Genomic DNA, 25,664 nt, shown 5'->3' on the forward strand with positions numbered 1-25,664 from the left:
CGCGAGGTTCTTATGAACGAAAAGAAACAATCCCGTTTGCGTCGTGCAAAAAGCACACGCTTGCACATTCGTGCATTGGGTGCGACTCGTTTGTGTGTAAACCGCACGCCGCGTCACATCTATGCGCAAGTTATTTCAGCAGATGGTGGCAAAGTATTAGCGCAAGCTTCTACTTTGGATGCATCTTTACGTAGTGGCACTACAGGTAATGTAGACTCAGCTACTAAAGTAGGTGCTTTAATCGCAGAACGTGCTAAAGCTGCTGGTGTTACTAAAGTAGCATTTGACCGTTCTGGTTTTAAATATCATGGTCGTATCAAAGCCTTGGCTGATGCTGCTCGTGAAAACGGCTTGGAGTTCTAATCATGGCTAAAGTTGAACAAAACGAAGGTCTTGTTGAAAAGCTGGTTGCCGTTGATCGTGTAGCCAAAGTTGTTAAGGGCGGTCGTATCTTCTCTTTCACAGCATTAACTGTGGTAGGTGATGGTAATGGTCGTGTGGGTTTTGGTCGCGGTAAAGCACGTGAAGTTCCAGCTGCTATTTCTAAAGCACTTGAAGCTGCACGTCGTAACATGATCACTGTTGATCTTGTTGACGGTACTTTACAACACCCAATCAATGCACGTCATGGCGCTAGCCGTGTATTCATGCAACCTGCATCTGAAGGTACTGGCGTAATTGCTGGTGGTTCTATGCGTGCGGTGCTTGAAGCTGCTGGCGTACGTAACGTATTGACTAAATGTTATGGTTCTACAAACGCTGCAAACGTTGTAAACGCGACTTTTAATGGTTTGCGTGATATGACTTCTCCAGAGAAAGTAGCTGCGAAACGTGGTCTTTCAGTAGAACAAATTTTAGGGTAATCAATCATGAAAACGATTAAAGTTACCCAGACTAAATCTTCTTCGCATCGTTTGAAAAATCACAAACTTTGCCTACAAGGTTTAGGTCTGCGTCGTATTGGTCATACTGTAGAAGTGGTAGATACTCCTTCTAACCGTGGTATGATCAACAAAGTCTACTATATGGTTAGTGTAGAGGAATAAGCCATGACTCTGCGTTTAAATGAGCTTGCACCTGCTGAAGGTGCAAAACGTGAAAGCCGTCGTTTAGGCCGTGGTATCGGTTCTGGCGTTGGTAAAACCGGTGGCCGTGGTGTCAAAGGTCAAAAATCACGTAAAAGTGGTGGCGTTCGTCCAGGCTTTGAAGGTGGTCAAACTGCGTTATATCGTCGTTTACCTAAATTCGGTTTCACTAGCCAAATGGCTTTGAAAACTGCTGAAGTACGTTTGTCAGAACTTGCTAAAGTTGAGGGTGATATCGTTTCACTTGAAACTTTAAAAGCTGCGAATGTTGTACGTAAAGATATGTTACGTGCTCGTATCGTTCTTTCTGGTGAAATTACTCGTGCGTTCACTGTACAAGGTGTTGCTTTGACTAAAGGCGCTAAAGCTGCTGTAGAAGCTGCTGGCGGTAAAGTCGAGGAGTAATCGCGAGTGAGTATGTCTCCTAGTTCTTCAGGTCATGTGAATATGATGAAAGGTCAACCATTTCATGTGAAATACCGTGAAATTATACGCCGATTAATGTTCTTAATTGGTGCATTGGTGGTCTTTCGACTAGGAGCGCATATTCCGCTACCAGGTATCGATAATGTCGCTTTAGAACGTTTTTTCAAGGCTAATGAAGGCACATTCTTAGGCTTGTTCAATATGTTCTCAGGCGGGGCATTAGAACGAATGTCAATTCTTGCGTTAGGGATCATGCCATACATTTCTGCATCGATTATCGTGCAGCTTATGTCTACGGTTGTTCCTTCGCTGGAAGCATTAAAGAAAGAAGGCGAGCAGGGTAAGCGTAAGATTAATCAATACACCCGCTACGGCACACTATTACTCGCATTTGTGCAAGGTATTGGGATGTGTGCAGGTCTCATTAGTCAAGGCATTACTTTGACTTCTGGATTAGCATTTTACATTCCCGCGCTAACATCGTTAGTCGCAGGTACGATGTTCTTAATGTGGTTAGGTGAGCAGATTACAGAACGTGGGGTTGGTAATGGTATCTCGATGATTATCTTCGCAGGTATTGTTGCAGGTTTACCCAACTTAGTCATCCAAGCATTTACTTCAGTAGATAATGGTCAATCGAGCTTAATCGGTTTGGCTATCTTTGGATTGCTTTCTGTCGCTGTACTTGCCGCTATTGTGTTTATTGAGAAAGCACAGCGCCGTATACCTGTTAACTATGCTCAAAAACAGCAAGGTCGACGTGTATTCACTGCACAGCAAACACATTTGCCATTGAAAATTAATATGGCAGGGGTAATCCCAGCAATTTTCGCAAGTTCGTTATTGTTGTTCCCTGCAAGTTTAGGACAATGGTTAGGTAGTGCTGATCCAAATGCAGGAATCGTAAAACGTAGCCTACAAGATTTGGCACTCGTATTGTCGCCTGGACAACCTTTGTATTTGGTGCTCTTTGGTGCGTTAATTATCTTTTTCTGTTATTTTTATACGGCACTTGTATTTAGCCCTAAAGAAGTATCAGAAAACTTGAAACGCAGCGGAGCTTATGTACCTGGTATTCGCCCAGGTGAGCAAACTGCTCGTTACTTAGATCATATTCTTAATCGTTTGACGTTTATTGGTGCGATTTACATTACAGTGATTTGTTTAATGCCGATGATTCTACAAAGTTCATTTGGTATTCCGTTCCATCTTGGTGGTACATCATTGCTAATCGTAGTCGTTGTTGTGATGGACTTTATGGCTCAGCTGCAAGCACATCTCACTTCACGCCAGTATGACAATCAAACGTTAATGAGAAAAACGACTGCTCATCCTAAGGGATAAGCGCACTTAGAGGTTTCATCATGAAAGTACAAGCTTCTGTAAAGAAAATTTGTGGTAGCTGTAAAGTTATCCGTCGTAATGGGGTTATTCGCGTAATTTGTAGCGCTGAACCTCGTCATAAGCAGCGTCAAGGTTAATTTAATTAAGACCTGTTGATTTCAGTAGGCTAATTGGGTTATTATCCGCCCCTCAAGATTTTGTGGGGCGGTTGATTATCTCTACTGCCTTTTTGGAGAAATTTGAATGGCTCGTATTGCCGGTGTAAACATTCCGGATAACAAGCATGCTGTTATCTCTCTCACGTATATCTTTGGTATTGGTCGTCATACTGCTAAAGTTATTTTAGCTGCTGCAGGCATTGCACCAACAACTAAGATTCGTGAATTAGATGATGCTCAGCTTGATGCGATTCGTGCTGAAGTTGCTAAGGTTCCGACCGAAGGTGACTTACGTCGCGAAATTTCCATGAACATTAAACGTTTAATGGATTTAGGCTGCTACCGCGGTCTTCGTCATCGTCGCAGCTTGCCTGTTCGCGGACAACGCACCAAAACTAACGCACGTACCCGTAAAGGTCCGCGCAAACCTATTAAGAAATAAGATTTCTGGAAGCTAAAAGATGGCTAAAGATACACGCACACGCAAGAAGGTCACTCGTACCGTCTCTGAAGGTGTTGCACACATTCACGCTTCTTTTAATAACACCATTGTTACGATTACCGATCGTCAAGGTAATGCATTGGCTTGGGCTACCTCAGGTGGACAAGGCTTCCGTGGATCACGTAAATCAACTCCGTTTGCTGCTCAGGTAGCTGCTGAAGTTGCTGGTAAAGCTGCTTTAGATTACGGTTTGAAAAACTTGGATGTCCTTGTAAAAGGTCCTGGTCCAGGTCGTGAATCTGCGGTTCGTGCATTAGGTGCAGTGGGTTATAAAATTAACAGCATTACCGATGTGACTCCAATTCCGCACAACGGTTGCCGTCCACCTAAAAAACGTCGCGTGTAAGGAGAAACATTCATGGCTCGTTATATTGGTCCAAAATGCAAACTCTCTCGCCGCGAAGGGACAGACCTGCAATTAAAATCTGGCGTTAAACCATTTGACGTCAAAACTAAAAAACATGCTAAGGCTCCTGGTCAACATGGTCAGGCGCGTGGCGGAAAACAATCTGAGTACTCACTACAATTACGTGAAAAACAAAAAGTACGTCGTATGTACGGTGTGTTAGAGCGTCAATTTAGTAATTACTATAAAGAAGCAGCTCGTGTAAAAGGCGCAACTGGTGAAAACTTGTTGAAATTGCTTGAAAGCCGTTTAGATAACGTTGTTTATCGTATGGGCTTTGGTTCTACACGTGCAGAAGCTCGTCAGCTTGTATCTCACCGTTCAATCACTTTAAATGGTCGTCGTGTTAACATCGCGTCTATCCAAGTTAAAGCGGGTGACGTGATAGCAGTTCACGAAGGCGCTAAACAACAATTACGTATCAAAAACGCAATTGAATTGGCTGCTCAACGTGGTACAGCTTCTTGGATTGAAGTAGATCATTCAAAACTTGAAGGTACTTTTAAAGCTGCACCAGATCGTTCTGATTTACCTGCTGAAATCAACGAAAGCTTGATTGTAGAATTGTATTCTAAATAATCCTTGAGGTAGCAATAATGACGCGTACTGCAAACGAGTTTCTTACTCCGCAAGCGATCAAGGTCGAAGCGGCAAGCGGGACCTCGGCGAAAGTGATTCTAGAACCTTTAGAGCGTGGCTTTGGTCATACTCTAGGTAATGCTTTACGTCGCATTCTATTATCTTCTTTACCTGGCGCAGCTGTGGTTGAAGTGGAAATAGAAGGTGTCGAGCACGAGTACAGTACTTTAGAAGGCTTGCAGCAGGACATCGTCGAGCTCTTGCTGAACCTAAAAGGATTGTCTATTAAGCTGTTCGATCAAAATGAAGCATATTTAACATTGGAAAAACAAGGTCCTGGCGATGTTACTGCTGCTGACCTTCGTTTACCACATAATGTTGAAGTGGTTAACCCTGAACATTTGATCGGCACTTTAAGTGCTACAGGCTCATTAAAAATGCGCCTAAAAGTTTCTCAAGGTCGTGGTTATGAAACTTCTGACTCACGCTTCCCAGAAGGCGAAACTCGCCCAGTGGGTCGTTTACAGTTAGATGCTTCTTATAGCCCAATTAAACGTGTGTCTTATACCGTTGAAAATGCGCGTGTAGAACAACGTACTGACCTTGATAAATTGGTCATTGATCTTGAAACTAATGGTACTGTAGATCCAGAAGAAGCAATCCGCAAAGCGGCAACAATCTTGCAACAACAAATTGCAATTTTTGTTGATCTTCAGAAAGATCAAGCACCTGTTGCTCAAGAACCTCGTGAAGAAGTTGACCCAATCTTGCTTCGTCCAGTAGATGATCTAGAGCTTACTGTTCGTTCTGCTAACTGTTTGAAAGCAGAAAATATTTACTACATCGGTGATTTAGTACAACGTACTGAAGTTGAGTTGTTAAAAACTCCTAACTTAGGTAAAAAATCGTTGACTGAAATCAAAGATGTTCTGGCTTCAAAAGGCTTGCAACTCGGCATGCGTTTAGAAAACTGGCCACCAGCTAGTTTACGTATGGACGATCGTTTTGCCTATCGTAGCCGTTAATTAAGTAGGACTATCACCATGCGTCATCGTAATAGTGGTGTGAAATTAGGCCGTACAAGCAGTCATCGTAAAGCGATGTTCCAAAACATGGCTAATTCTTTGTTTGAACATGAGTTAATCAAAACTACTGTTCCTAAAGCGAAAGAGTTACGCCGTGTTGCTGAGCCTTTAATCACTTTAGCTAAAAACGATACAGTTGCAAACCGTCGTTTAGCGTTTGCTCGTACTCGTTCAGCAGCAACTGTTGGTAAATTATTTACCGTTCTTGGCCCTCGTTATAAAGAACGTAACGGCGGTTATCTTCGTGTTCTTAAAGCTGGTTTCCGTGCAGGTGATGCTGCACCGATGGCTTATGTAGAACTTGTGGATCGCGAAGTAAACTAATACTTCTCTAAGAACTTCGGTTGTTCTGAAAAAGGTCGGTTTTTATACCGACCTTTTTTATGCTCGAAATTCATGATTGTTAGACAAAATACTAAAAATGTCCTCAACTGACATGTTTTCTGTCAGAAAAATGCAAACTTGACATTGCGTATTGTCAGATTTGTGCTTTAATAAAAATGTACTCTACTAAAGGTTATAAAAAGAAAATGGAAAAGCAAGTTGATATTCTTATCATAGGTGCAGGCATCTCAGGAATTGGTATAGCTGCACATCTTTCAAAGAACTCACCGCAACGTTCTTTTGAAATTATTGAACGCCGTGAAAGCTTTGGTGGAACATGGGATTTATTTAAGTATCCTGGTATTCGTTCAGATTCGGACATGTCCACTTTTGGTTTTAACTTTAAACCATGGCAAAAAGCTAATGTTTTGGCAGATGGTCCTGCAATCAAAGGTTATGTGGGCGAAGTCATCGAAGAATTTAAACTTAAAGATAAAATTCATTTTAAACATCGTGTGCGTACTGCAAATTATGATTCTTCAATAAAAAAATGGGTTGTTGAAATTGAAGATGAAAACCAAAAAATGCAAACGTGGATTGCAAATTTTATTGTAGGTTGTACAGGTTATTATAATTATGACCAAGGTTATCAACCAGATTTTCCAAACAAAGATGCTTTTAAAGGGGAGTTTGTAAATCCTCAATTTTGGCCTGAAAACTTAGACTATACAGGCAAAAAAGTAGTCATTATCGGGAGCGGTGCAACTGCGATTACGCTTGTACCTGCAATGTCAAAAGGTGGCGCTGAACATGTAACGATGTTACAACGCTCTCCGACTTATATTGCATCGATTCCATCGATTGACTTTGTTTATGAGAAAATGCGCAAAGTATTGCCAGAAGATGTTTCTTATAAATTAACACGTGCGCGTAATATTGGTATGCAGCGTGGTATTTACGCGATTGCGCAAAAACAACCAAAATTACTGCGCAAATTCTTACTTAAATCAATTGAAATGCAGTTGAAAGGTAAAGTGGATATGAAACACTTTACCCCAGCTTATAATCCATGGGATCAGCGTTTATGTGTTGTTCCAGATGGTGATTTATTTAAAATCTTACGTTCTGGTAAAGCCAGTGTTGAAACGGATCAAATTGAAAAAATTACTGAAACAGGTATTCAGCTTAAGTCTGGCAAACATTTAGATGCTGATATTATTGTATCTGCAACAGGTTTAGAAATTCAGATTCTTGGTGGGATTAAAGCCACGATTGATGGCAAGCCTTTAAATACTTCTAAACATATGTTATATCAAGGTGTGATGGTGAGTGATGTACCAAATATGGCGATGATTATTGGCTATATTAATGCATCATGGACGCTCAAAGTAGATATCGCTGCGGAGTATATTTGCCGTTTAGTGAACTACATGGACAAGAAAGGTTTTGATGAGGTTATTCCACAAGGTGATGCAACTGAGTTGATGGAAGATACCGTGATGGGTAGTTTAACGTCAGGTTATATTGCACGTGCTGCTGATGTTATGCCGAAACAAGGTAAACATGCGCCTTGGAAAGTTACTAATAATTACCTTGCTGATCGTAAAGAACTTAAAAATGCGAAGTTTGAAGATGGCGTATTAAAGTTTCATAAACGTGAAAGCCAACCAGCCAAAAAACCTAAGTTAGTATCTTAATCGTTTATTGATTTGAATAAAAAATGGAGCAAATTGCTCCATTTTTTATTTTGACCTTATGGGTTTATTTTGATGTAACAATCAAGTTTTAATGGTTAATATGAAGTTATGAAATAAATGTAAGGATACAATTTAGGCCATGATGAATATTAAAGAAATAGCGCATTCTCTCCCTTTTCATAAACATCAAATCTATGTCAAAGAATGGCAACCAGATCCCATACACGGTGCTAATCAAGCATGTATTATTTTGATCCATGAATCTTTAGGCAGTGTTGCTTTATGGAAAGATTTCCCGAAACAGTTGGCTGAAATTACACAAAGACGTGTGTTTGCCTATGATCGTTTAGGCTTTGGTCAGTCTTCTACTTTAACTGATTCACTAAAGCCTAATTTTGTGCAGTTAGAGGCTGAGCAAAGTTTTACTCAGCTTATTCAATATTTTAAGTTAGATAAATTCATTGTTATGGGGCACAGTGTTGGTGGTGGCATGGCAAGCAGTTGTGCAACTATTTTTCCTACACAATGTAAAGCTGTGATTGTGGAATCTGCATAATCTTGTGTAGAGGAGGTAACCTTAGCAGGGATTCGTGAGGCAAAGATTAATTTTAAAAACGAAAAGCTATTTCAACGTCTAGCGAAATATCATACAGAAAAGACCCAATGGGTTTTGGATGCTTGGACAGAAACATGGTTATCGGCTGAATTTAAAAATTGGAACTTAGATCAAATTCTGCCGAAAGTGTATTGTCCTATGCTGATTTTGCATGGAGAGCAGGATCAATATGCGACTTTGGCACAACCGCAACGTTTCGCTGAGCTGACCCGTGGGGAAAAGCAATTGGTAATTATTCCTGACTGTGGGCATTTTCCACATTTTGAAAAAACGGAAATAGTCTTACAAAGTATTCAGCTATTTTTAAAAGATATTGAATAAAAATGGAGCTTAAAATCTCCATTTTTCAAACTGTTTTAGATTACAAAGAACGTGAAATAAGCTCTTTCATGATCTCATTGGTTCCTGCATAGATACGGTTTGCACGGTTATCGATGTAGGCACGTGCGATTGGGTATTCAAGCATATAACCATAACCACCATGTAACTGTAAGCATTCATCTACAACATTTGAGAATAACTCAGAAATTTTATATTTCGCTGCAGCAGCTGCATCTACACCGAGTGTACCTTCCAGTTGAAGTTCCATACAACGGTCTAAATAAGCACGGCAGAAGTCAATTTCTGTACGCATTTCAGCAAGTTTGAAACGTGTATTTTGGAAAGCACCAATTGGTTTACCAAATGCTTTACGGTCTTTGGTGTACTGAACTGTGTGCGCAAATGCTGCTTCAGCACCTGCTTGGCAGATGATCGCAACAAGCATACGTTCCCAAGCCAATTCTTTCATTAGCATGATAAAGCCCATGCCTTCCATACCTAATAAATTTTCTTTAGGTACACGTACATCTTCAAAGAATAATTCACAGGTATCTTGACCTTTCATACCGATTTTATTCAGTGGCTTACCTTTGCTAAATCCAGCACGATCAGCTTCAACAATGATCAAAGATAAGTTTGCAGAGCCTTTATCCGTATTGCCTGTTTTACACACGACAACGGCCATGTCACACAAATAACCATTGGTAATAAAGATCTTAGAACCGTTAATGACGTATTCATCACCATCTAAAACCGCAGTTGTGCGAACACCTTGTAAATCTGAGCCTGTACCTGGTTCAGTCATGGCAATCGCAGTTACTGCTTCGCCCGTCGCCATTTTTGGTAACCAATGTTTTTTCTGTTCTTCATTACCGAAGTTATTAATATAGTTGGCTACGATATCTGAATGTAAAGAAAAACCTGTTGAAGAGTCCATCGCATACGCTTGCTCTTCAATTAAAATCATACTGTAAAGACGATCTACGCCATAGCCACCATACTCTTCAGGCATGGTTGCACACAATAAGCCCATTTCACCTGCTTTGTTCCATAGATCACGATCAACATGTTGTTGTTCTTCATATTTTGCAATGTTTGGAACGACTTCTTTTTCATAAAACTTACGCACTGTTTCACGAAATGCTTCATGTTCAGCATTAAATAAGTTGCGAGGTAGCATATTTGCCAATGGGCGAATTGATCCTGATTGCATGTTTTTTATTCCAAATCATTGTTTAATCTTTACAAATTAATTGAACATGAACTTGTTCTCAATGAGGTGAATGCTCATTTCATGGCTAAAAATGATAAGTTTGGTCAATCTAGATAAATACACAGGTATTTATCATGGAATAAGGTAAACTAGTCACATCAATTATCTTCGGGGAAATCAATGTTTGAAGAATTAACTTTGGAAGAGCGTAAAGTTATTTATCGTGCACGTCGTGGTTTAAAGGAAATTGATGTTTATTTTGATCCTTATGTAAAACAACATTATTTACAAGCAGATGCGACCGAAAAAGCATTATTTAAAGAATTGGTTGACCAAGAAGACCCAGATTTACTTGATTGGTTTATGGAAGTGTCTGAACCACCAAAACCAGAATTAAGACAACTTATTATTAAACTCAAAAAATATGTCCATGGCTAATCTTGAACCTTATCGCTGTTTTAAGCTGAAACCGAGTCAATATTGGCGATGGTTTCAGCTTTTTTTGGGCGTGGTGATTACAATTCTTCTCTATCCAGTCTTAACACTCTGGGTATGGTTGCTTTGTGTCTTATTTCTAGTCGTTTCAGGGTATATGTTTAGTCTAAAGCCCAAAGTTGCACAATTTGAACAATTAGATGGGCAGATTTGGTCACTTAAATTTGCTCAAAATCAACAGATACAACAAGTAAAAATAAAGCAAATCGTTGATCATATTTTTTATATTGTGATTTATTTTGAAGATGTTTCTGGCTCAAACAAAGCTTCAAACTTTATCGTTTGGCAAGATCAATTGGCACAAAAAAGCTGGAAAATGTTAAAAACACAAGCAAAGTTAAGTTGATTGTTAGACAAAAACAATCTGTAAATAATTAATAAATACACTAATAAACAATAACTTATTTTATTTTTATGAAAAATAAAAAATATTGTTTGACGAAAATCACAGAAAACCAGCTAAAAGTAAAATTGTCAGACAATTATGTCGATCATTTTGCAACTTTACCGTTACATTAAAGCTACCAACAGCAAATGAAGGATTTCAAAATGACTGAAGTTCAACAATGGTTGTTTCTAGTGGTCGCAATTGTTTTTGCGATTGTGGTGGGAAGACTAGGAACTGTGCTGAGGGAACAGATTGAGAAAAGAAAACTCAAAACAAATAAACTCTCCTGAGGGTTTACCGTTTAATAAGTAGCATGTGCTGAACCGTCGCAATGCTACTTTTTTTTGCCTAAAATTTAACTTTGGGTATCCTACGGTCAATTCAATTTATAGTTAAATATGGCAGATTAAATCAATAAAATTAGAGCAATTACTCTTTTATTCAAGTAAGGCATCTGATATTTTAAGCAAAAAGGACATAAACACAATTACATAGAGGACAGGAAGTATGTCTAGAGTCCATAGAATTGGTCAACTTATGGTGACCGCAGTGATTGCCACATCTGTATTATCAGGCTGTTCATATGTTATTAAGTCGGGCGCAAATGTTGCATTAGGCTTTAGTGAGAATCATATTGTTCCTCCAATTTTGGCAGGTGGTGATGCTGATATGGCATGCCAAACAGGTAATGCATTAACACCTGCGATTATGGCAACCAAAGATATGGGCGCTGACCCAACACGTATGGCCGTATTGCTTTATGCTGCTGCTGGAATGTGTGCGGAAAATCGTGCTTTGGATGCTGAGCTGCGTTATTTACGTGCGTCTAAAGATGGAAAAGTTTCAGAAGCGCAAGATGCTCGTGTAGAACAAAAGCGTTGGGCTGCATTGGCTGCAACACGCCAATATACAGGCTATCAATTATTTGCAGAGCGTTGGCAAGCCAAATACAAATATACTTTGGGTGACTCTTGTCCAACCATGAAAAAGGATTTAGATCAGACCATTTATTTATTGGGCATGATCAGTGGCTTACAAGCCATGACCAATGATATCAACTCAGGCGGTGCTGCCAATGTCCCGAAAGATATTGCTGCAATCGTTGAGCGTGGTATGGCATGTTTGGATAATAATAAATTCTGGGGTGCGCCAATGGCGACACGTGCCGTGATTTGGACGTTACTGCCAGGTGCGGATGAAGGTAAACCAGATCCATATCAAACACTAAAACAGTCAATGCAAATCGGTGAACAAAAAGGTGTACGTTTAGCGCATGCTTTATACGCTGTTTCAGCCCAAGCAAGTGGTGATGATGCACGTATTCGTGAAGCATTACGTACCTATGCAGCATCTCGAGAAGAAGATAAGCCTGTTAATCCTGAGTTTAGATTGATTGATGCAATGGCAGGACAAATGGTTCAATCTATTGCAGACCGTTATTGGACTGAAAATACAGGTGTACGTGCTGGAGATGATGGCATGACTGTATTCTGGGATGATCAAGGTGCAACAGGTGACGATGAGTTATTTGATGGTTTAGGTGATTCAGCAACTGAAAGTTCTGCGCCTGCAACTGAAGATACCCCTGCATCTCCAAGCCCAGAAGAAAGCTCAGCACCAACTGAGTCTACCCAGTAAGAAGCAACGCCTTAACAGCGAAAAAGCAACATTTCCTTTCAAGTGAAATATTTATAATCAAGAAAAGCTTCGGCTTTTCTTGTTATTTTAGAGAGGCTTGATATGAGAGATATTCAGTTCAATAAGCGTATGCTATTCATAGCAAGTTGTGCGTGTATCTCAGCATGTCTGCAAATCTTTCAATCTCATTTTATTTATTGGCGTTATACTTTTTTTACAGAAGTTTGGCGTTGGTGGACAGCGCATTGGGTACATGTAGGGTGGGTACACTTTGCATTAAATATGATTGCATTTGCCTGTTTGCCTTTTATATTTCCGCATATTCAAAATCGTTTTATTATTTTACTGCTGCTTATTTTAGCGCCTTTGTGCAGTTTAAGTTTTTATTATTTATATCCAAATATCGAAGCTTATGCAGGATTATCAGGCATATTGCATGGTTTGTATGTCGCAGCAGCATTTTTCTACTTAAAATTTCGTAAAGAACGTAACTTTGCTGTATTAGTGCTTGTTTTGGTAGTGGCAAAATTAATTTGGGAAAATACTTTTGGACAGATTGGAACGTCCCAACTGATTGGGAGTCCTGTATTGGTAGAAGCTCATTTGGTTGGTGCATTTTGGGGAGCTGTGTGCGCAATCGCATATTTAGCCTATCAACAACTTTTGAAAGAAAAATAATTGTTAAAATTCAATTGGCTTTATTGTTTTTAAACAATATTTATAAAAATTGAGAAAATATTTAAGATCAAGAAATAAAAGCTTTTCATCGTTGAAAATGAAATTAAGATGTTGTTTTTGATTTAAAATTATTTATTAATATGTATAGATTAAGTAAATTAATGTGCTTTTATCGCTTTATACTTGACAAAAATGCACGAAAAAAAACGTAACGCTGCCATACTTTTTAATTGAGAAAGCATGCAGATTTAGAAGTGGAAATAAAAATAGGAAATGAGGACGTTTAGGTAACTCATAACTTATAAAAATATCAGTCTTATAAAAGATTTATAAGATTATAGATAAAAATGGAATTATCATGAATGATAGTACAGAAAAAAAATCAGGCTTAGGACTGATTGGTCATATATGGACAGAATGGATTTCAACTTTTATCGTCCTAATGCTTCTCTTACTGACCTTATTAATTGGCACAGGGGAAATGATTCATGGACAAATGTTGCGTATTGGCGAACGCTTATATGGTGACGAAAAAATCGGAATGCAATATTCCTTTTTAAGAGCTGAACCCACGAAACCAAGTTGTGATCGTAATCCCAATATTGATGCGCTCGTTCAAGAACGCATGAAAGCTGAAGCAAGTGACCCTGACGCGAGTTTCTTTGGTGTGACACCAGAAGCAGATGTGCGTCAATCTTTCATGGCTGCAAAAACTGAATGTGAAGAAAAATTTGCATTTTATGATAAGTCAATGAAGCACTTGGAGCAGCATCCTTCTATTCGTAACTATCGTACAATGGAAACAGGCTTTTTCTGGCTATTTAAGTTTGGTACAGAAAACCGTGTCTTGATTTTATTGTTGATGGTTGTGATTTCAGCGATCTCTGCATCATTGAAAATGCATCATATTAGTTTGCGTCCACCAACAACCAAGCTTGATTTTAGAGTGTATTCACTTGCCATGATTTTGGGTAACGGCTTGTTGTCATACTCAGTCTGGAGTCAATATCAGTCTGTGATTAATTCTGGGGTGGAATCAACTTATGAAACGATTTGGGGATATTACTTATGGATGATACTCTTCGTAAGTTTGACGCTCATTAGTTTATATCAGCTGTTTTTCATTCCTAAAACTGCCAAAGAAGGCGGCAACATTGGACTCTCGCTGATCAGTATTCCTTTGTATGCATTCATGGCAATTTTAACCGGGATTGCATTTACCTTCTTTATGGACTACCCAATGGGGCAAGGGATTTACCTTGGTCAATTGGTGGAGTTCTCTGGAATCTTCCTGAACTTAGCCTTGTTTATCTGGGCGGGTATGTTGTTAACACAAACTCGAATCATGGATGTTTTCCTTGCGATTTTACGTCCATGGAATCTTGCGCCTGAAACCTTGACTTGGATTATCTTGATTGCTGCTGCGATTCCAACAGCATATACAGGTGCTTCAGGGATTTTCGTTGTGGCAGCAGGTGCGATTATTTATCGTGAAGTGTGGAACTCTGGCGCACGTCGTCAATACGCACTGGCAGTTTCTGCAATGTCAGGTTCATTAGGGGTTGTGTTACGTCCATGTCTATTGGTCATTTTGATCTCGATGTTAGACAGTCGTCATGTAACATCTGATGAATTATTTGATCATGGTATTTATGTATTCTGGTTAACTGCATTTATTTTCCTTGGGGTATCGTTGTATCTTGCTGAAGATAAATTCCGTATTAACTCACCAAAAATTGCTGTTCCAGGTATGTTAAGAGCGTTGGTGCCAGTTATTCCTTATGTGATCATCACAGCATTAGTTGTAGGTTTCTATAGCTATGGCTTGGATACACAAATGGATGAGTTTACTGCGCCTGTGATTCTTCCTATCATGCTCTTGGCTTATATTTTGTTTGATAAATACTTGGGTGATCGTGTTCCAGTACCACAGTACAATAGTGCATTGGCGCATGAACATGAGAAAAAGTCAGAGTATTTACGCACACATAATACTGATGCTGAAAGCAAGCGTGGATTTGGTAAATCAATCTGGTTTGCTTCATCTGAAAGTGTTGGGCATATCGGTGCATTGATCATTCTTATGGCGCTTTCTGCGAGTATGGGTGGTCTGATTGAGCGTAGTGAAATCGTGACCATGGTACCTACACATATGGGTAGCATTATGTTGTCATTGGCATTCTTGGCAATGTTGCTTGCAATTATCGGTATGACGACAGATCCATTTGGTGCGGTGATTTTGGTTGCTGCAACGATAGCACCTGTCGCATATGAGAATGGCATTCATCCAATTCACTTCTGGATGATCGTATTGGTTGCCTTTGAATTTGGTTATGTTGCACCACCTGTTGCATTGAACCACTTGCTGACGAGGCTCTCGGTCGGGGATGAAGAAGTCGCCGCCGCCGATGCAGAAGCGAAAGAGAAATATACAAGTTTCTACTATCGTTATGAGCGTTGGATATTACCAATCATTGTCTTGTTCTCATCCTTAGTGATCGTAACTTTCGTACCGTACTTACTTAATATGTTTGACTGGTATGCAAATAAATAATCTAGACCATTAAGAAAAGCACCTTCGGGTGCTTTTTTGTTTTGATAGAAAGTTGAAATGACATCTTCTTAGCAAAGAAAATTATAGTATTGGAAACACTCTACTGGTTAAATGTGTCTATTGAAAAATTAATTATAAATGAAAATAAAAGAAATAAATTCACTGTATTTTTAATGTCTTATAATATTAAAGTTCCGACTAAGAATAAGAAATAGTCATAAGTATACTGTTTAAATAGTGTTTTTAGCTTCTCATTTATCTATGTTTCTTTAATAAGTAAGTCTATATTTTCTTGAAGATTTAACTTTACTTTATAGGTAATGCTTTATTTATTTTTAATAAAAAACATCATTCAATTTACATTAAATGATGTTTAGGTCGAAATATTAAGAGTGTTTTTGTTCGGCAGCTAGCTGTTGTTCGAGCAGTTTTAATTGTTCTTCTTTGAGCTTTATCAACTGATCTGCATCAGCATGTTGAGACTCTAAAGACTGTTGTTGATCTTGTAATTGTTTTTGAATATCTTCGAGTTTCGCAATTTCTTCTTTTGCTAAGCTTTCATTCTCAGAAACTGGTTCTGTTAAAATCGTTTTATCAACAAGTGTATGTGTTGTGGCTTCAGAGGCAGCAGTTTGTTCCAAAGGCTGAGCGAGTGGTGGTGCAGTTGCTTTCGGAGGTGCTTTTTGTGTAGAAGTGGCTTCTGTTTTTGTTTGACCTTGATCCGCTTTAAGCCAAAATAAGGCGCTGGCTAAAGCGATAATAACGACCAATCCCCCAGCAATAAGCCATATTAATTTTGAATTATTTCTTGTATCTAATTGCATGTTATGTCCAAATTTATTTTGATGAACGAGGTTTGAATTGAATAACCCCAATCTCATCGGGTGCGGTTTCTTCAGGTGCATCTACATGGGTAGGGCGGTTTTCAGAATAATCACACTCGATACATTCAATCCATTCAGCATCGCCAGTGGTGAGCATGACGATTCGATCCATCGCCTCACATCTTGGGCATTTTGCCCCCGCAATGAAACGACGTTTGATATTCATACACTCACCACATAATTAATTTTACATGCGTAGTTTAAGCGTTTTTAGAGGCATTCGTCCAACCTTGATGACGCAACAAAGCATCAATTTTAGGCTCACGTCCTCGGAAATTGATAAAAGCATCTAAAGCCGTATCTTTACCACCGACTGCTAAGATGGCTTTGCGGAACTCTTGACCTGTTTGCGTATTAAAAACACCTTCATTTTCAAAGCGATCAAAAGCATCGCTAGCAAGAACTTCTGCCCATTTATAAGAATAATACCCTGCGGCATAGCCCCCTGCAAAAATATGACTAAAGCTATTTTGAAAACGGTTGGTTGCTGTGGTTGGGGCAACTGCAAATTTTTCGCGAATATCATCCAAAGTCGCTTGGATTTGTTCTGCATTTAAAGTAGGTGTGAGTTTGTGAATGGTTAGATCAAATAGGGCGAACTCGATTTGACGTAAAGTTTGCATGCCAGATTGGAAGAAACGAGCATCCAATAAGGCTTTTAATAAGTCTTCTGGTAAAGTCGCTTTGCTTTCGATATGTTCAGACAGTAAGTCGAGGCTGTCTTTGTCCCAAGTCCAAAACTCCATAAACTGACTTGGTAACTCTACAGCGTCCCACGCCACGCCATGTGTACCTGCCACGGCAATATTATCCACTTCGGTTAACATATGGTGTAGCCCATGTCCAAACTCATGGAACAATGTGTTCACTTCGTCATGGGTGAGTAGTGCAGGTTGATCACCAACAGGTGGGGTGAAATTTCCAACCATATAGCAAATCGGCTTTTGTAAACCATTTTCCGTTTGCATACGAGAGCGGAAACCACTCATCCATGCGCCACCACGTTTGCCACTACGTGCATACAGGTCGAAATAAAAACCACCGATGACTGAACCTTGATCTTCTAGCTCATAATAATGGGCATCGGGATGCCAAACGGGTGCTTCACGTTCTACGACATTGATGCCATACAAACGATTGACAACATTAAATAAACCTTGAATCACTTTAGCTGCAGGGAAGTAGGGCTTTAAATCTTCTTGAGATAAGTTGAACTGTTGAACTTTTAATTTTTCAGAATAAAAAGTCGTGTCCCAAGCTTGTAATTCGGTAATGCCATCTTGTGTTGCAATGGCTTTAAGTTCGACAATTTCTTTTTCAGCAGGCACACGTGCATGCTCGGCAAGATCAACTAAGAACTGATTGACAGTTTCAACATCAGGCGCCATTTTTGAAGCAAGAGAATATTCTGCATAGTTATCAAAACCTAAAAGTTTCGCCATTTCTTGACGCAGACTTAAAATTTCAACCATGATAGGTGCATTGTCATATTGTGGATCAGCAGCTAAATCTGATGCACGTGTGGTATAGGCTTTATAAAGCTGTTCACGTAAATCACGATCTTCTGCATAGGTCATGATCGCCAAATAAGACGGAATATCTAGAGTTGCAACCGCTTGATCGAGTTCACGTTGTTGACCATATTGCTTTAACAGTTCGATACTGCTTTGTGGCAAACCTTTAAGTTGTTCATCATTTAAAGGCAAGAAAAATGCTTGAGTTGAATCTAAAACATGATTAGAAAAATCTGAGGAGAGTTGTGACAAACGTGCAGAAATTTCTGCATAGCGTTTTTTGGCTTCGCCCTCTAAAGCTACGCCTGACAGTTTAAAATCTCGTAAAGCAAGTTTAATTGCACTTTGTTGTGCTGCTGGGAGATTATTGAAAATCGCATTGTCATAAACATGCTGATAACTTTGATAGAGTGGAACATGTTGACCCAATTGAGTGTAATATTCACTTAGACTCGGTAGAAGTGCTTGATAGACTTCACGTGTTTCTGTGTTATTCATCACTGCATTTAGATGGGATAACACGCCCCATGATTCATTCATGTTGTTTTCAAGGGTGTCAATTTTTTCTAAAATATTAAGTTGCTGTTGTAATGTTTCTGGAACACTAGAAAGTTCATTTAAAAAACGCTGCCCATCCTGAATAGAAGCTTCAATATCTTGATTGAGTTGCGCTAAAGTGATTTTGTCAAATTGAGGTACAGGCAAAGTCGCCTTTTCTAATGTCATGTCTTTATGCCAAATATGTTTCGTTATGATTAGATGTAGGGCTTTTAAGGTGGGAAATCAAGCGTTGGCAATAAATTTAAACTTTCTTATTGGATTTTTCCTGTTTTAAGGTTGTATTCAAATGCAACAGAATAAGCCCCTGCGTCAAAGCTGATCCCTAAAATATTTTTTTTGAGATAAAAGCTGTCTGCATTTTTTAAGTGAATGAAATTTTGATCTTCCGCATAATATTTAAATAAGTATTGCATATCTATGCTTTCACATAGTTCAGGTTTATGAATGATTAAATCATTTATACAAGGGCGGATTTGCTCAGCAATTCGTGCTGTGATCATTTTTTCTGAGAGTTGGTATTTTTTCAGTATTTGTTTAAGGGTTGATAATTTTTTAGTTTTCAGATCGACCACAAAGTATTTTTCACGATAATAACTTCGACCTCCTTCAATTTCTAAATGAGTATGAATACTCAAATAATTTTGATTTTGATAAATTTTTTCAGAGCTAAAATTAATTGGAGTATCCTCATCAGCCAATAACTGTTGTTTAATTTGTTGATTGACTTGATCAAAGTCTTTGCCTTGAATATAGGGGATATTACCTGAAAATAAATTGTATTTTGTTGGTATAGAATGAGTTTGATAAATGATAGTTTCAGCATGGCTGAAAGGAATATATAATGAAAATATAATTATGCTGGTTTTGGTCATATTTTCTCTTCTTGTATTCTTATGAGCTTAAATCCATAAGAGCGCCGAAGCGCCCTTATTTTATATCTAATTATTCACTTTTAGTCTTAGCATTCGACTTTTTCTTTTTCGCTTTTTTCTTCACTTTATCCTTAGTCTTCGTTTCAGACTTCGTTGCAGTGTTTTTAGCAGGCTTTTTGCTGTAAGAGCTAGGCTTGCCTTTGGGCTTTTTCTTTCGAATGGGACGTTCTCCATCATCACTCAAATTTGAACCATTTGAGTCAGATTTTGTTTTTGCAGAACGGTCAGAAAAAACTTCTTCCTTTGCCACAGGCTTGGCAACACGTGGCGCACGACTACGAATCACACGCCCTGCATGAGAAAGTTGCTGTAATAATTCAAAGTCGATTTTACGTTCTTCAAGGTTTACCCCAGCAACTTTAATTTTAACCTCATCACCTAAACCAAAAACTTGCCCGCGATTTTGCCCAACCAGCGTTTGACTTGCTTGATCGAAGATAAAGAAATCATCACCGAGTTGGCTGACATGCACCATGCCATCGACATACAAATCTTTCAGTGTCACGAATAAGCCAAACTCAGCCGTTGCACTGATCACGCCGACAAATTCTTCACCTAAATGTTGCTGCATATAGTGACATTTCAGCCATGAAGTGACAGAACGAGAAGCTTCATCTGCACGGCGTTCTGTACCTGAGAAATGTTCGCCCGCATCATCTAATGCCGCACCTGAAAGCGGATATTTCTTGGTGCTTAAACTGGCTTTAATCGCACGATGTAACAACAAATCAGGATAACGGCGAATCGGTGAAGTAAAGTGTGTATAGGCTTCATATGCCAAACCGTAGTGACCGACATTTTTTGCGCCATAATATGCCTGCATCATTGAGCGTAATAACACAGCGTGAATACTTGGTGCATCAATACGGTCTTTGGTTGCTTCAATCACCTTTTGATAATCGGCTTGTGTCGGCTGATCAGGGAAAGGTAAACCGAGTAATTTTACAAAATCTTTGACTTTTTGAATGCGTGAAAACTCTGGTGCTTCGTGCACACGGTACAGCATAGGAATATCATTTTTTAAACAATATTCTGCGGCTGCTACGTTTGCAAGCAACATACATTCTTCAATCAGTTTATGCGCATCATTACGTGTACGAGGTAAAATTTCATTAATGCCGCCTAACTCATCAAAAGTCATATAGGTTTCGACAGTTTCAAACTCCATCGCATGGCGCTCGGCACGTAAGCCTTTGAGGACTTGATAAAGTTGGAATAGGGTATTTAAGGATTTACGAACATCACGATTTTCAGGAACGGCTGCGCTATTGCCTTCAAAGTATTCAGCAACTTGCGTATAGGTTAAACGGGCTTGTGAGTGCATCACTGAAGGATAGAACTCAAACTTAGTCACTCGTCCTGCACGGCTAAGATTCAAATCACAGACCATACACAAACGGTCAACATCAGGATTGAGAGAACATAAGCCATTTGACAATGCTTCAGGCAACATTGGCAAAACAAAATGTGGGAAATACACCGATGTTCCACGCTCTTGTGCTTCATCGTCCAATGGTTTTCCGATACGCACATAATGACTCACATCGGCAATCGCTACTACGACACGATAACCGCCACCCGGACGTTTCTCAGCATAAACTGCATCATCAAAGTCACGGGCATCTTCACCATCAATGGTAACGAGCGGTAAATCACGCAAATCAATTCGACCTTCACGATCTTTTTCGGAAGGTTCTTTAAAACTTTCTGCTTCTTGAACGACTTCCTCTGGGAATTCATAAGGCAGACCATATTCCAAAATGGTTTGTGGAATAATAATCTCAGTGTCTGCTTTGTCTGCCATCGATTGAATCACATGCCCAGTGGCAAATTCATCACGGGTTGGATAATCATCAATTTCGACACGGATAGAGTCACCGACTTTGGCTTTGGCATGCTCAATCAATTCTTTTTCTAAAGTAATCGGTTGATGTGCATTCGGATTGGCTGGTTGAATGAAATATTCATCTTCAAACTCAGCGACTTTACCAATCAACTGTTTCACTCGGCGCTGAGTAACTTCAGTGATATAGCCCCAAGCTTTACCTTTACGGTCAACAGAAGTTTGCTGCACTTTGACACGGTCGCCATGAAAGACTTGGCGTAACTCACGTTCAGGCAATAAAAATTCTTCTTTTTTGCCATCAATATTGGCAACGCCTAGACCTTTTGAGTTGATATAAACAGTTGCATCTAATATTGGTTGATCTGCCATGAACTGATATTTAAAGCCATCTTTCATCAATTGACCATCGCGCACCATAGCACTTAGCCGATGGCTCAGGGCATCAATACTTTTCTGATCAGCAATTGCAAAGAAATCTACTAAGTCAGCATGTGATTGTGGTTCTTGCTTTTGCTCAATTGTTTCAAGAATAAGGGTACGACTTGGGATAGGATTGTCGTAACGTTCGGCTTCAGCTTTAGCTTCAGGATCGACCCAATTTTTCATCATGTATTTGGTTTCTTGTCAGAAGATAAGATTAGCATAAGTCATACAGGCAAAGACTGCACGTAAATGATTGCAAGAATCTATTTAAAATTTAAATTTTTGTGGATTTTCTTCAATTTTCATTGAATTAGAGTAGTTTGTAGTATGAAAAAAGCACAAATTCATAAAAATTGTTTAAAAAATATGTAATCAAGCAAAAAAATAGTATTTTTTTTAAATCATCCCTTGCTGAATTAGCTTTTAGTTTGTATTATGGCGGCTCGTTACGGTGAGATGGGTGAGTGGCTGAAACCACATCCCTGCTAAGGATGCATACGGGCAACTGTATCGAGGGTTCGAATCCCTCTCTCACCGCCACGTTTTTTAATGATGCGCTCATAGCTCAGCTGGATAGAGCACTTGGCTACGAACTAAGGGGTCGGGAGTTCGAATCTCTCTGAGCGCACCACATTTAAAGAACCACTGGAAGTTAACGACGTCGTGATACGACATCTACTAAGTAATGCGCTCATAGCTCAGCTGGATAGAGCACTTGGCTACGAACTAAGGGGTCGGGAGTTCGAATCTCTCTGAGCGCACCAACTTAAGCATCTTTGGATGGTAAATTAATCGCACATGTTGCGATTTTTTTGTGCTTGTATGTTGAAAAGTTTTATCGAAATAGATCATTTCCTATTTAAAGGAGATATGAACTATAAAAATGGCTATTCATTTTTTAGAAAAGTTTATCTAATAACAATATTTCTTTAGAAAAAATAACCACTGTAAGATTGTTCAAAATCACTTTTTCTGCTTTACAACAAAGCATAACAAAAATATTTGGACGATTTCTTTGAACTGGCAATATATCTATAGTGTGATGCCACAGTTTGTTTCTGCGACTTTGACGACACTCAAAATTTCAATCATCAGCATTATTCTTGCAATATTAGTCGGGCTGATTTGCAGTATTTTGATTACTTACCATGTCAAAGTTTTTGACAAAATCGCCAAAATTTATATTGAACTATCACGTAATACACCATTACTTATTCAGCTATTTTTTCTTTATTACGGCTTACCTAAACTCGGCATCAAAATTGATGGCTTTACTTGTGGCGTTATTGGCTTAACTTTCTTGGGTGGAAGTTATATGGCAGAAGCCTTTCGTGCAGGTTTGCAAGCGGTTGCGAAAGGACAAATTGATTCAGGTGAAAGTATAGGATTGAGTCCAATACAAGTTTTTCAATATGTCATTTTTCCACAAGCATTGGCTGTTTCAGTACCTGCAATAGGTGCGAATTGTTTATTTCTCATTAAAGAAAGTTCTGTGGTCAGTGCGATCGCTGTGGTCGAGTTGCTATTTGTGACAAAAGATTTAATCGGAATGGATTATAAAACTACAGAAGCATTGTTTTTATTGGTCATTTCCTATCTGATCATTTTACTTCCAGTTTCGATGCTTACCAGTTACTTAGAATATCGTAGCCGAAAGGTGAGCCATGGAATTTAATTATTTATTTCAACCCGATCACCTTTATCGTTTATTACAGGGGCTATGGATTACTGCAAAAATTGCTTTTATTTCAGTATTTTTCTCCGCAATTTTCGGCACGATTTTTGGGGTTGTTATGACTTCAAAAAACCTATTGATCAAAAGCATCTGTCGATTGTATCTAGAAACAATCCGAATCATTCCTATTTTGGTTCTGTTGTTCATTTTCTATTTTGGATTTGCAACGTGGTTTAATTGGCAACTTTCAGCAGTTTTAGTTTGTATCGTGGTTTTTGTTTTGTGGGGAACAGCCGAAATGGGTGATCTGGTGCGAGCAGCGATTACTTCAATCGATCAGCATCAACGAGATTCAGCTTATGCATTGGGTTTAAATCCTGTACAGACTTTGATTTATGTGATTTTTCCGCAAAGCCTCAAACGTGTGACGCCTGGTGCGATTAATTTATTTACACGTATGGTCAAAACCAGTTCTTTGGCAGTGCTGATTGGGGTAGTAGAGGTTATTAAAGTTGGACAACAAATTATTGAAAATTCATTACTTATTGTTCCTAATGCGTCTTTATGGATTTACGGACTGATCTTTATTTTATATTTCATTATTTGTTATCCCTTGTCTCGTTTGGCAATCCATTTAGAAAAGATTTGGGAGTAAGGATTCACTATGGCTTTGTTATCTATACAACATTTACAGAAATCATTTGCAGAAAGTCATATTTTACAGGGCATTGATTTAGACGTAGAACAGGGTGAGGTCGTTGTGATTCTAGGCCCTTCTGGATGTGGGAAAAGTACTTTATTGCGCTGTATTAATGGCTTGGAGAAAATTCAGGCAGGAGTTATTCGGTTGAATGGCGCTGGGGTATTGGGACAAGATTTATCATGGGTGGAGGCTCGCCAGAAAATTGGAATGGTGTTTCAAAACTATGAACTTTTTGGGCATATGAATGTGATTGATAATATTTTATTAGGTCCTTTAAAAGTTCAAAAACGTCATCGTGCTGAAGCTGAAAAGATTGCAGATGAACTGCTCAAAAGAGTGGGCTTGTATGAGCGCAAACTTGATTATCCACGTCAATTGTCAGGTGGGCAAAAGCAGCGAATTGCGATTGTTCGTTCATTGGTGATGCAACCTAAAGTCATTCTTTTAGATGAAATTACTGCGGCTTTAGATCCAGAAATGGTGCGTGAAGTACTAGATGTGGTGCTCAAACTTGCACATGAAGGCATGACGATGTTAATCGTTACACATGAAATGTCATTTGCACAAAAAGTCGCAGATCGCATTATTTTTATGGATAAAGGCAAGATCATTGAACAAGGTACTCCAGAACAGTTTTTTAAATCTCCTCAAACAGAACGTGCCAAAGCATTTTTAAATATGCTGAATTATTGATTCTTAATGTAATAAAAATAGCGAGTAATGATAAATATGGGTGTATATCGACAATCAATTCCAATTCTAACAGCAAGTATTTTTACAGTATTGTTACTGTCAGCATGTAGTCAAGGCAATAGCTCATTAACGAGTGAAACTGCAAATCAGCAGGATAAAGCTCATGAGAGTTCACTTGAGCAAATCAAGAAAAATGGTGTTCTACGTGTGGCTGTGTTTGCTGATAATCCACCATTTGGTTATATCGATAGTCAAGGTAATAATCAAGGCTTTGATATCGCATTGGCTAAACGTGTTAGTAAAGATTTACTTGGCGATGAGAATAAGATTGAGTTTATTCCTACAGAAGCTGCGAATCGAGTCGAGTTTTTAAAATCAAATAAAGTTGATGTGGTTTTTGCCAGCTTTTCGGTGGCCCCTGAGCGTAAGGAGGTTGTTGATTTTGCACAGCCATATTTAAAAGCAGCGCTTGGGATTGTATCGCCTAAAGATAAATTAATTACTCATATTCAGCAACTTGAAGGTAAAACTTTGGTGGTGAATAAGGGCTCAAGTTCAGACAGTTACTTCAGTAAGAATTATCCAAAAATCAAATTATTAAAGTTTGAGCAAAATACAGATGCTTTTAATGCGCTCAAAGATGGTCGTGGAGATGCTATTTCACAAGACAGCACCTATGCCTTTGCTTGGACAGCACAAAATTCTGATTTTGGCGTTGGGATTGCCAAGATTGGTAATGAAGATTTTATTGCACCTGCGGTAAAAAAGGGCAATACCGAACTTTTGAATTGGTTAAATACAGAAATTCGTAGTTTGCAGAAATCAGGTGAAATTCAAAATATTTACAATCGAACCTTAAAGCCTATTTATGGCAACAGTGTAGATTCAAAAGTTTTTTTAGATGTCACATCAAATTAATGATTA

Annotated in this window: 30 protein-coding genes and 3 tRNA genes; 27 read left to right on the forward strand and 6 right to left on the reverse strand. The window is 38.9% G+C overall.

The features are described 5' to 3' along the window. Nucleotides 1-12 precede the first annotated feature (12 nt). From rplR to HUS24_RS17060, 14 genes are all read left to right on the forward strand, one after another. Entirely contained in the window at nt 13-363 is a 351-nt protein-coding gene (rplR, locus tag HUS24_RS12745) for a 50S ribosomal protein L18 (protein WP_004725713.1), read from the forward strand. Between the two features lie 2 nt (nt 364-365). Beyond that, nucleotides 366-863 carry a 30S ribosomal protein S5 gene (gene rpsE / locus HUS24_RS12750; RefSeq protein WP_065994106.1) on the forward strand — a complete coding sequence of 166 codons (498 nt, stop codon included), beginning with the start codon at nt 366-368 and terminating at the stop codon, nt 861-863. Between the two features lie 6 nt (nt 864-869). After that, nucleotides 870-1,046, forward strand: coding sequence for a 50S ribosomal protein L30 (rpmD, locus tag HUS24_RS12755; RefSeq protein ID WP_004825182.1), 177 nt, complete (start codon nt 870-872; stop codon nt 1,044-1,046). Nucleotides 1,047-1,049: 3 nt separating this feature from the next. After that, entirely contained in the window at nt 1,050-1,490 is a 441-nt protein-coding gene (gene rplO / locus HUS24_RS12760; RefSeq protein WP_173912330.1) for a 50S ribosomal protein L15, read from the forward strand. Between the two features lie 45 nt (nt 1,491-1,535). Beyond that, complete coding sequence (gene secY, locus HUS24_RS12765) at nt 1,536-2,855, forward strand: preprotein translocase subunit SecY (RefSeq protein ID WP_171488593.1); 1,320 nt, start codon at nt 1,536-1,538, stop codon at nt 2,853-2,855. Between the two features lie 20 nt (nt 2,856-2,875). After that, entirely contained in the window at nt 2,876-2,992 is a 117-nt protein-coding gene (gene rpmJ, locus HUS24_RS12770; protein ID WP_000867907.1) for a 50S ribosomal protein L36, read from the forward strand. A 106-nt stretch (nt 2,993-3,098) separates the two neighbouring features. Continuing rightward, on the forward strand, nt 3,099-3,455 hold the full coding sequence (rpsM, locus tag HUS24_RS12775; RefSeq protein ID WP_065994109.1) for a 30S ribosomal protein S13: 357 nt from the start codon (nt 3,099-3,101) through the stop codon (nt 3,453-3,455). 19 nt (nt 3,456-3,474) lie between these two features. Further along, a complete protein-coding gene (gene rpsK, locus HUS24_RS12780) occupies nt 3,475-3,861 on the forward strand; it encodes a 30S ribosomal protein S11 (RefSeq protein WP_001040166.1) in 387 nt (128 codons plus the stop codon). Between the two features lie 12 nt (nt 3,862-3,873). Further along, on the forward strand, nt 3,874-4,500 hold the full coding sequence (gene rpsD / locus HUS24_RS12785; protein WP_065994110.1) for a 30S ribosomal protein S4: 627 nt from the start codon (nt 3,874-3,876) through the stop codon (nt 4,498-4,500). A gap of 17 nt (nt 4,501-4,517) precedes the next feature. Then, on the forward strand, nt 4,518-5,525 hold the full coding sequence (gene rpoA, locus HUS24_RS12790; RefSeq protein WP_171530626.1) for a DNA-directed RNA polymerase subunit alpha: 1,008 nt from the start codon (nt 4,518-4,520) through the stop codon (nt 5,523-5,525). Nucleotides 5,526-5,543: 18 nt separating this feature from the next. Then, entirely contained in the window at nt 5,544-5,909 is a 366-nt protein-coding gene (gene rplQ, locus HUS24_RS12795) for a 50S ribosomal protein L17 (protein ID WP_004281488.1), read from the forward strand. A gap of 206 nt (nt 5,910-6,115) precedes the next feature. Further along, nucleotides 6,116-7,606 (forward strand): NAD(P)/FAD-dependent oxidoreductase, encoded by a 1,491-nt coding sequence (locus HUS24_RS12800; RefSeq protein WP_173912331.1) that lies wholly within the window; start codon nt 6,116-6,118, stop codon nt 7,604-7,606. 139 nt (nt 7,607-7,745) lie between these two features. Then, entirely contained in the window at nt 7,746-8,162 is a 417-nt protein-coding gene (locus tag HUS24_RS17055; protein WP_254433857.1) for an alpha/beta fold hydrolase, read from the forward strand. A 114-nt stretch (nt 8,163-8,276) separates the two neighbouring features. Then, nucleotides 8,277-8,543, forward strand: a complete 267-nt coding sequence (locus HUS24_RS17060; RefSeq protein WP_254433858.1) for an alpha/beta fold hydrolase — start codon at nt 8,277-8,279, stop codon at nt 8,541-8,543. A 40-nt stretch (nt 8,544-8,583) separates the two neighbouring features. Here the strand turns inward: HUS24_RS17060 and HUS24_RS12810 are convergent, their stop codons facing one another. After that, nucleotides 8,584-9,756, reverse strand: coding sequence for an acyl-CoA dehydrogenase family protein (locus tag HUS24_RS12810; RefSeq protein ID WP_173912332.1), 1,173 nt, complete (start codon nt 9,754-9,756; stop codon nt 8,584-8,586). Between the two features lie 180 nt (nt 9,757-9,936). Here HUS24_RS12810 and HUS24_RS12815 point away from each other — a divergent pair, with 180 nt between their 5' ends. The 6 genes from HUS24_RS12815 (at nt 9,937) to HUS24_RS12835 (ending at nt 15,509) form a co-directional block, all read left to right on the forward strand. Continuing rightward, on the forward strand, nt 9,937-10,194 hold the full coding sequence (locus HUS24_RS12815; RefSeq protein ID WP_173912333.1) for a succinate dehydrogenase assembly factor 2: 258 nt from the start codon (nt 9,937-9,939) through the stop codon (nt 10,192-10,194). Continuing rightward, on the forward strand, nt 10,187-10,597 hold the full coding sequence (locus HUS24_RS12820; RefSeq protein ID WP_173912334.1) for a protein YgfX: 411 nt from the start codon (nt 10,187-10,189) through the stop codon (nt 10,595-10,597). The genes HUS24_RS12815 and HUS24_RS12820 overlap by 8 nt, the downstream gene beginning before the upstream one ends. 203 nt (nt 10,598-10,800) lie before the next feature. After that, the gene (locus HUS24_RS17140) at nt 10,801-10,929 is read left to right on the forward strand and encodes a hypothetical protein (protein ID WP_302476104.1); all 129 of its coding nucleotides are present in this window, start codon (nt 10,801-10,803) and stop codon (nt 10,927-10,929) included. 217 nt (nt 10,930-11,146) lie between these two features. Continuing rightward, on the forward strand, nt 11,147-12,277 hold the full coding sequence (locus HUS24_RS12825) for a hypothetical protein (RefSeq protein ID WP_173912335.1): 1,131 nt from the start codon (nt 11,147-11,149) through the stop codon (nt 12,275-12,277). Between the two features lie 102 nt (nt 12,278-12,379). Beyond that, a complete protein-coding gene (gene rrtA / locus HUS24_RS12830; RefSeq protein WP_173912336.1) occupies nt 12,380-12,955 on the forward strand; it encodes a rhombosortase in 576 nt (191 codons plus the stop codon). A gap of 358 nt (nt 12,956-13,313) precedes the next feature. Beyond that, on the forward strand, nt 13,314-15,509 hold the full coding sequence (locus tag HUS24_RS12835; RefSeq protein WP_173912337.1) for a TRAP transporter large permease subunit: 2,196 nt from the start codon (nt 13,314-13,316) through the stop codon (nt 15,507-15,509). Nucleotides 15,510-15,895: 386 nt separating this feature from the next. On the opposite strand, the gene HUS24_RS12840 is transcribed toward HUS24_RS12835, so the two are convergent. From HUS24_RS12840 to rnr, 5 genes are all read right to left on the reverse strand, one after another. After that, nucleotides 15,896-16,333, reverse strand: a complete 438-nt coding sequence (locus HUS24_RS12840) for a hypothetical protein (RefSeq protein WP_173912338.1) — start codon at nt 16,331-16,333, stop codon at nt 15,896-15,898. A 13-nt stretch (nt 16,334-16,346) separates the two neighbouring features. Then, nucleotides 16,347-16,553, reverse strand: coding sequence for a YheV family putative zinc ribbon protein (locus HUS24_RS12845; RefSeq protein WP_173912577.1), 207 nt, complete (start codon nt 16,551-16,553; stop codon nt 16,347-16,349). Between the two features lie 40 nt (nt 16,554-16,593). Beyond that, nucleotides 16,594-18,648 carry a M3 family metallopeptidase gene (locus HUS24_RS12850; protein ID WP_173912578.1) on the reverse strand — a complete coding sequence of 685 codons (2,055 nt, stop codon included), beginning with the start codon at nt 18,646-18,648 and terminating at the stop codon, nt 16,594-16,596. A 71-nt stretch (nt 18,649-18,719) separates the two neighbouring features. Further along, nucleotides 18,720-19,340 carry a hypothetical protein gene (locus HUS24_RS12855; protein WP_173912339.1) on the reverse strand — a complete coding sequence of 207 codons (621 nt, stop codon included), beginning with the start codon at nt 19,338-19,340 and terminating at the stop codon, nt 18,720-18,722. 70 nt (nt 19,341-19,410) lie between these two features. Further along, nucleotides 19,411-21,855 (reverse strand): ribonuclease R, encoded by a 2,445-nt coding sequence (rnr, locus tag HUS24_RS12860; protein ID WP_254433859.1) that lies wholly within the window; start codon nt 21,853-21,855, stop codon nt 19,411-19,413. A 264-nt stretch (nt 21,856-22,119) separates the two neighbouring features. Between rnr and HUS24_RS12865 the strand changes: the two genes are divergently transcribed. The 7 genes from HUS24_RS12865 to HUS24_RS12895 all read left to right on the forward strand — a co-directional run bounded on the left by HUS24_RS12865 (nt 22,120) and on the right by HUS24_RS12895 (nt 25,658). Beyond that, nucleotides 22,120-22,209, forward strand: a tRNA-Ser gene (locus HUS24_RS12865). Nucleotides 22,210-22,223: 14 nt separating this feature from the next. After that, nucleotides 22,224-22,300 (forward strand) — tRNA-Arg (locus HUS24_RS12870). A gap of 56 nt (nt 22,301-22,356) precedes the next feature. Further along, nucleotides 22,357-22,433, forward strand: a tRNA-Arg gene (locus HUS24_RS12875). Between the two features lie 251 nt (nt 22,434-22,684). Beyond that, on the forward strand, nt 22,685-23,344 hold the full coding sequence (locus HUS24_RS12880; protein ID WP_217424356.1) for an amino acid ABC transporter permease: 660 nt from the start codon (nt 22,685-22,687) through the stop codon (nt 23,342-23,344). Then, a complete protein-coding gene (locus tag HUS24_RS12885) occupies nt 23,334-23,999 on the forward strand; it encodes an amino acid ABC transporter permease (protein ID WP_173912340.1) in 666 nt (221 codons plus the stop codon). The genes HUS24_RS12880 and HUS24_RS12885 overlap by 11 nt, the downstream gene beginning before the upstream one ends. Nucleotides 24,000-24,008: 9 nt before the next feature. Then, nucleotides 24,009-24,740: an amino acid ABC transporter ATP-binding protein gene (locus HUS24_RS12890; protein WP_173912341.1), complete on the forward strand. Its 732-nt coding sequence runs from the start codon at nt 24,009-24,011 to the stop codon at nt 24,738-24,740. A gap of 36 nt (nt 24,741-24,776) precedes the next feature. Further along, a complete protein-coding gene (locus HUS24_RS12895) occupies nt 24,777-25,658 on the forward strand; it encodes a transporter substrate-binding domain-containing protein (RefSeq protein ID WP_254433860.1) in 882 nt (293 codons plus the stop codon). Nucleotides 25,659-25,664: the final 6 nt, after the last annotated feature.

Source organism: Acinetobacter sp. Marseille-Q1618 (assembly GCF_902809855.1).
GTDB lineage: Bacteria > Pseudomonadota > Gammaproteobacteria > Pseudomonadales > Moraxellaceae > Acinetobacter.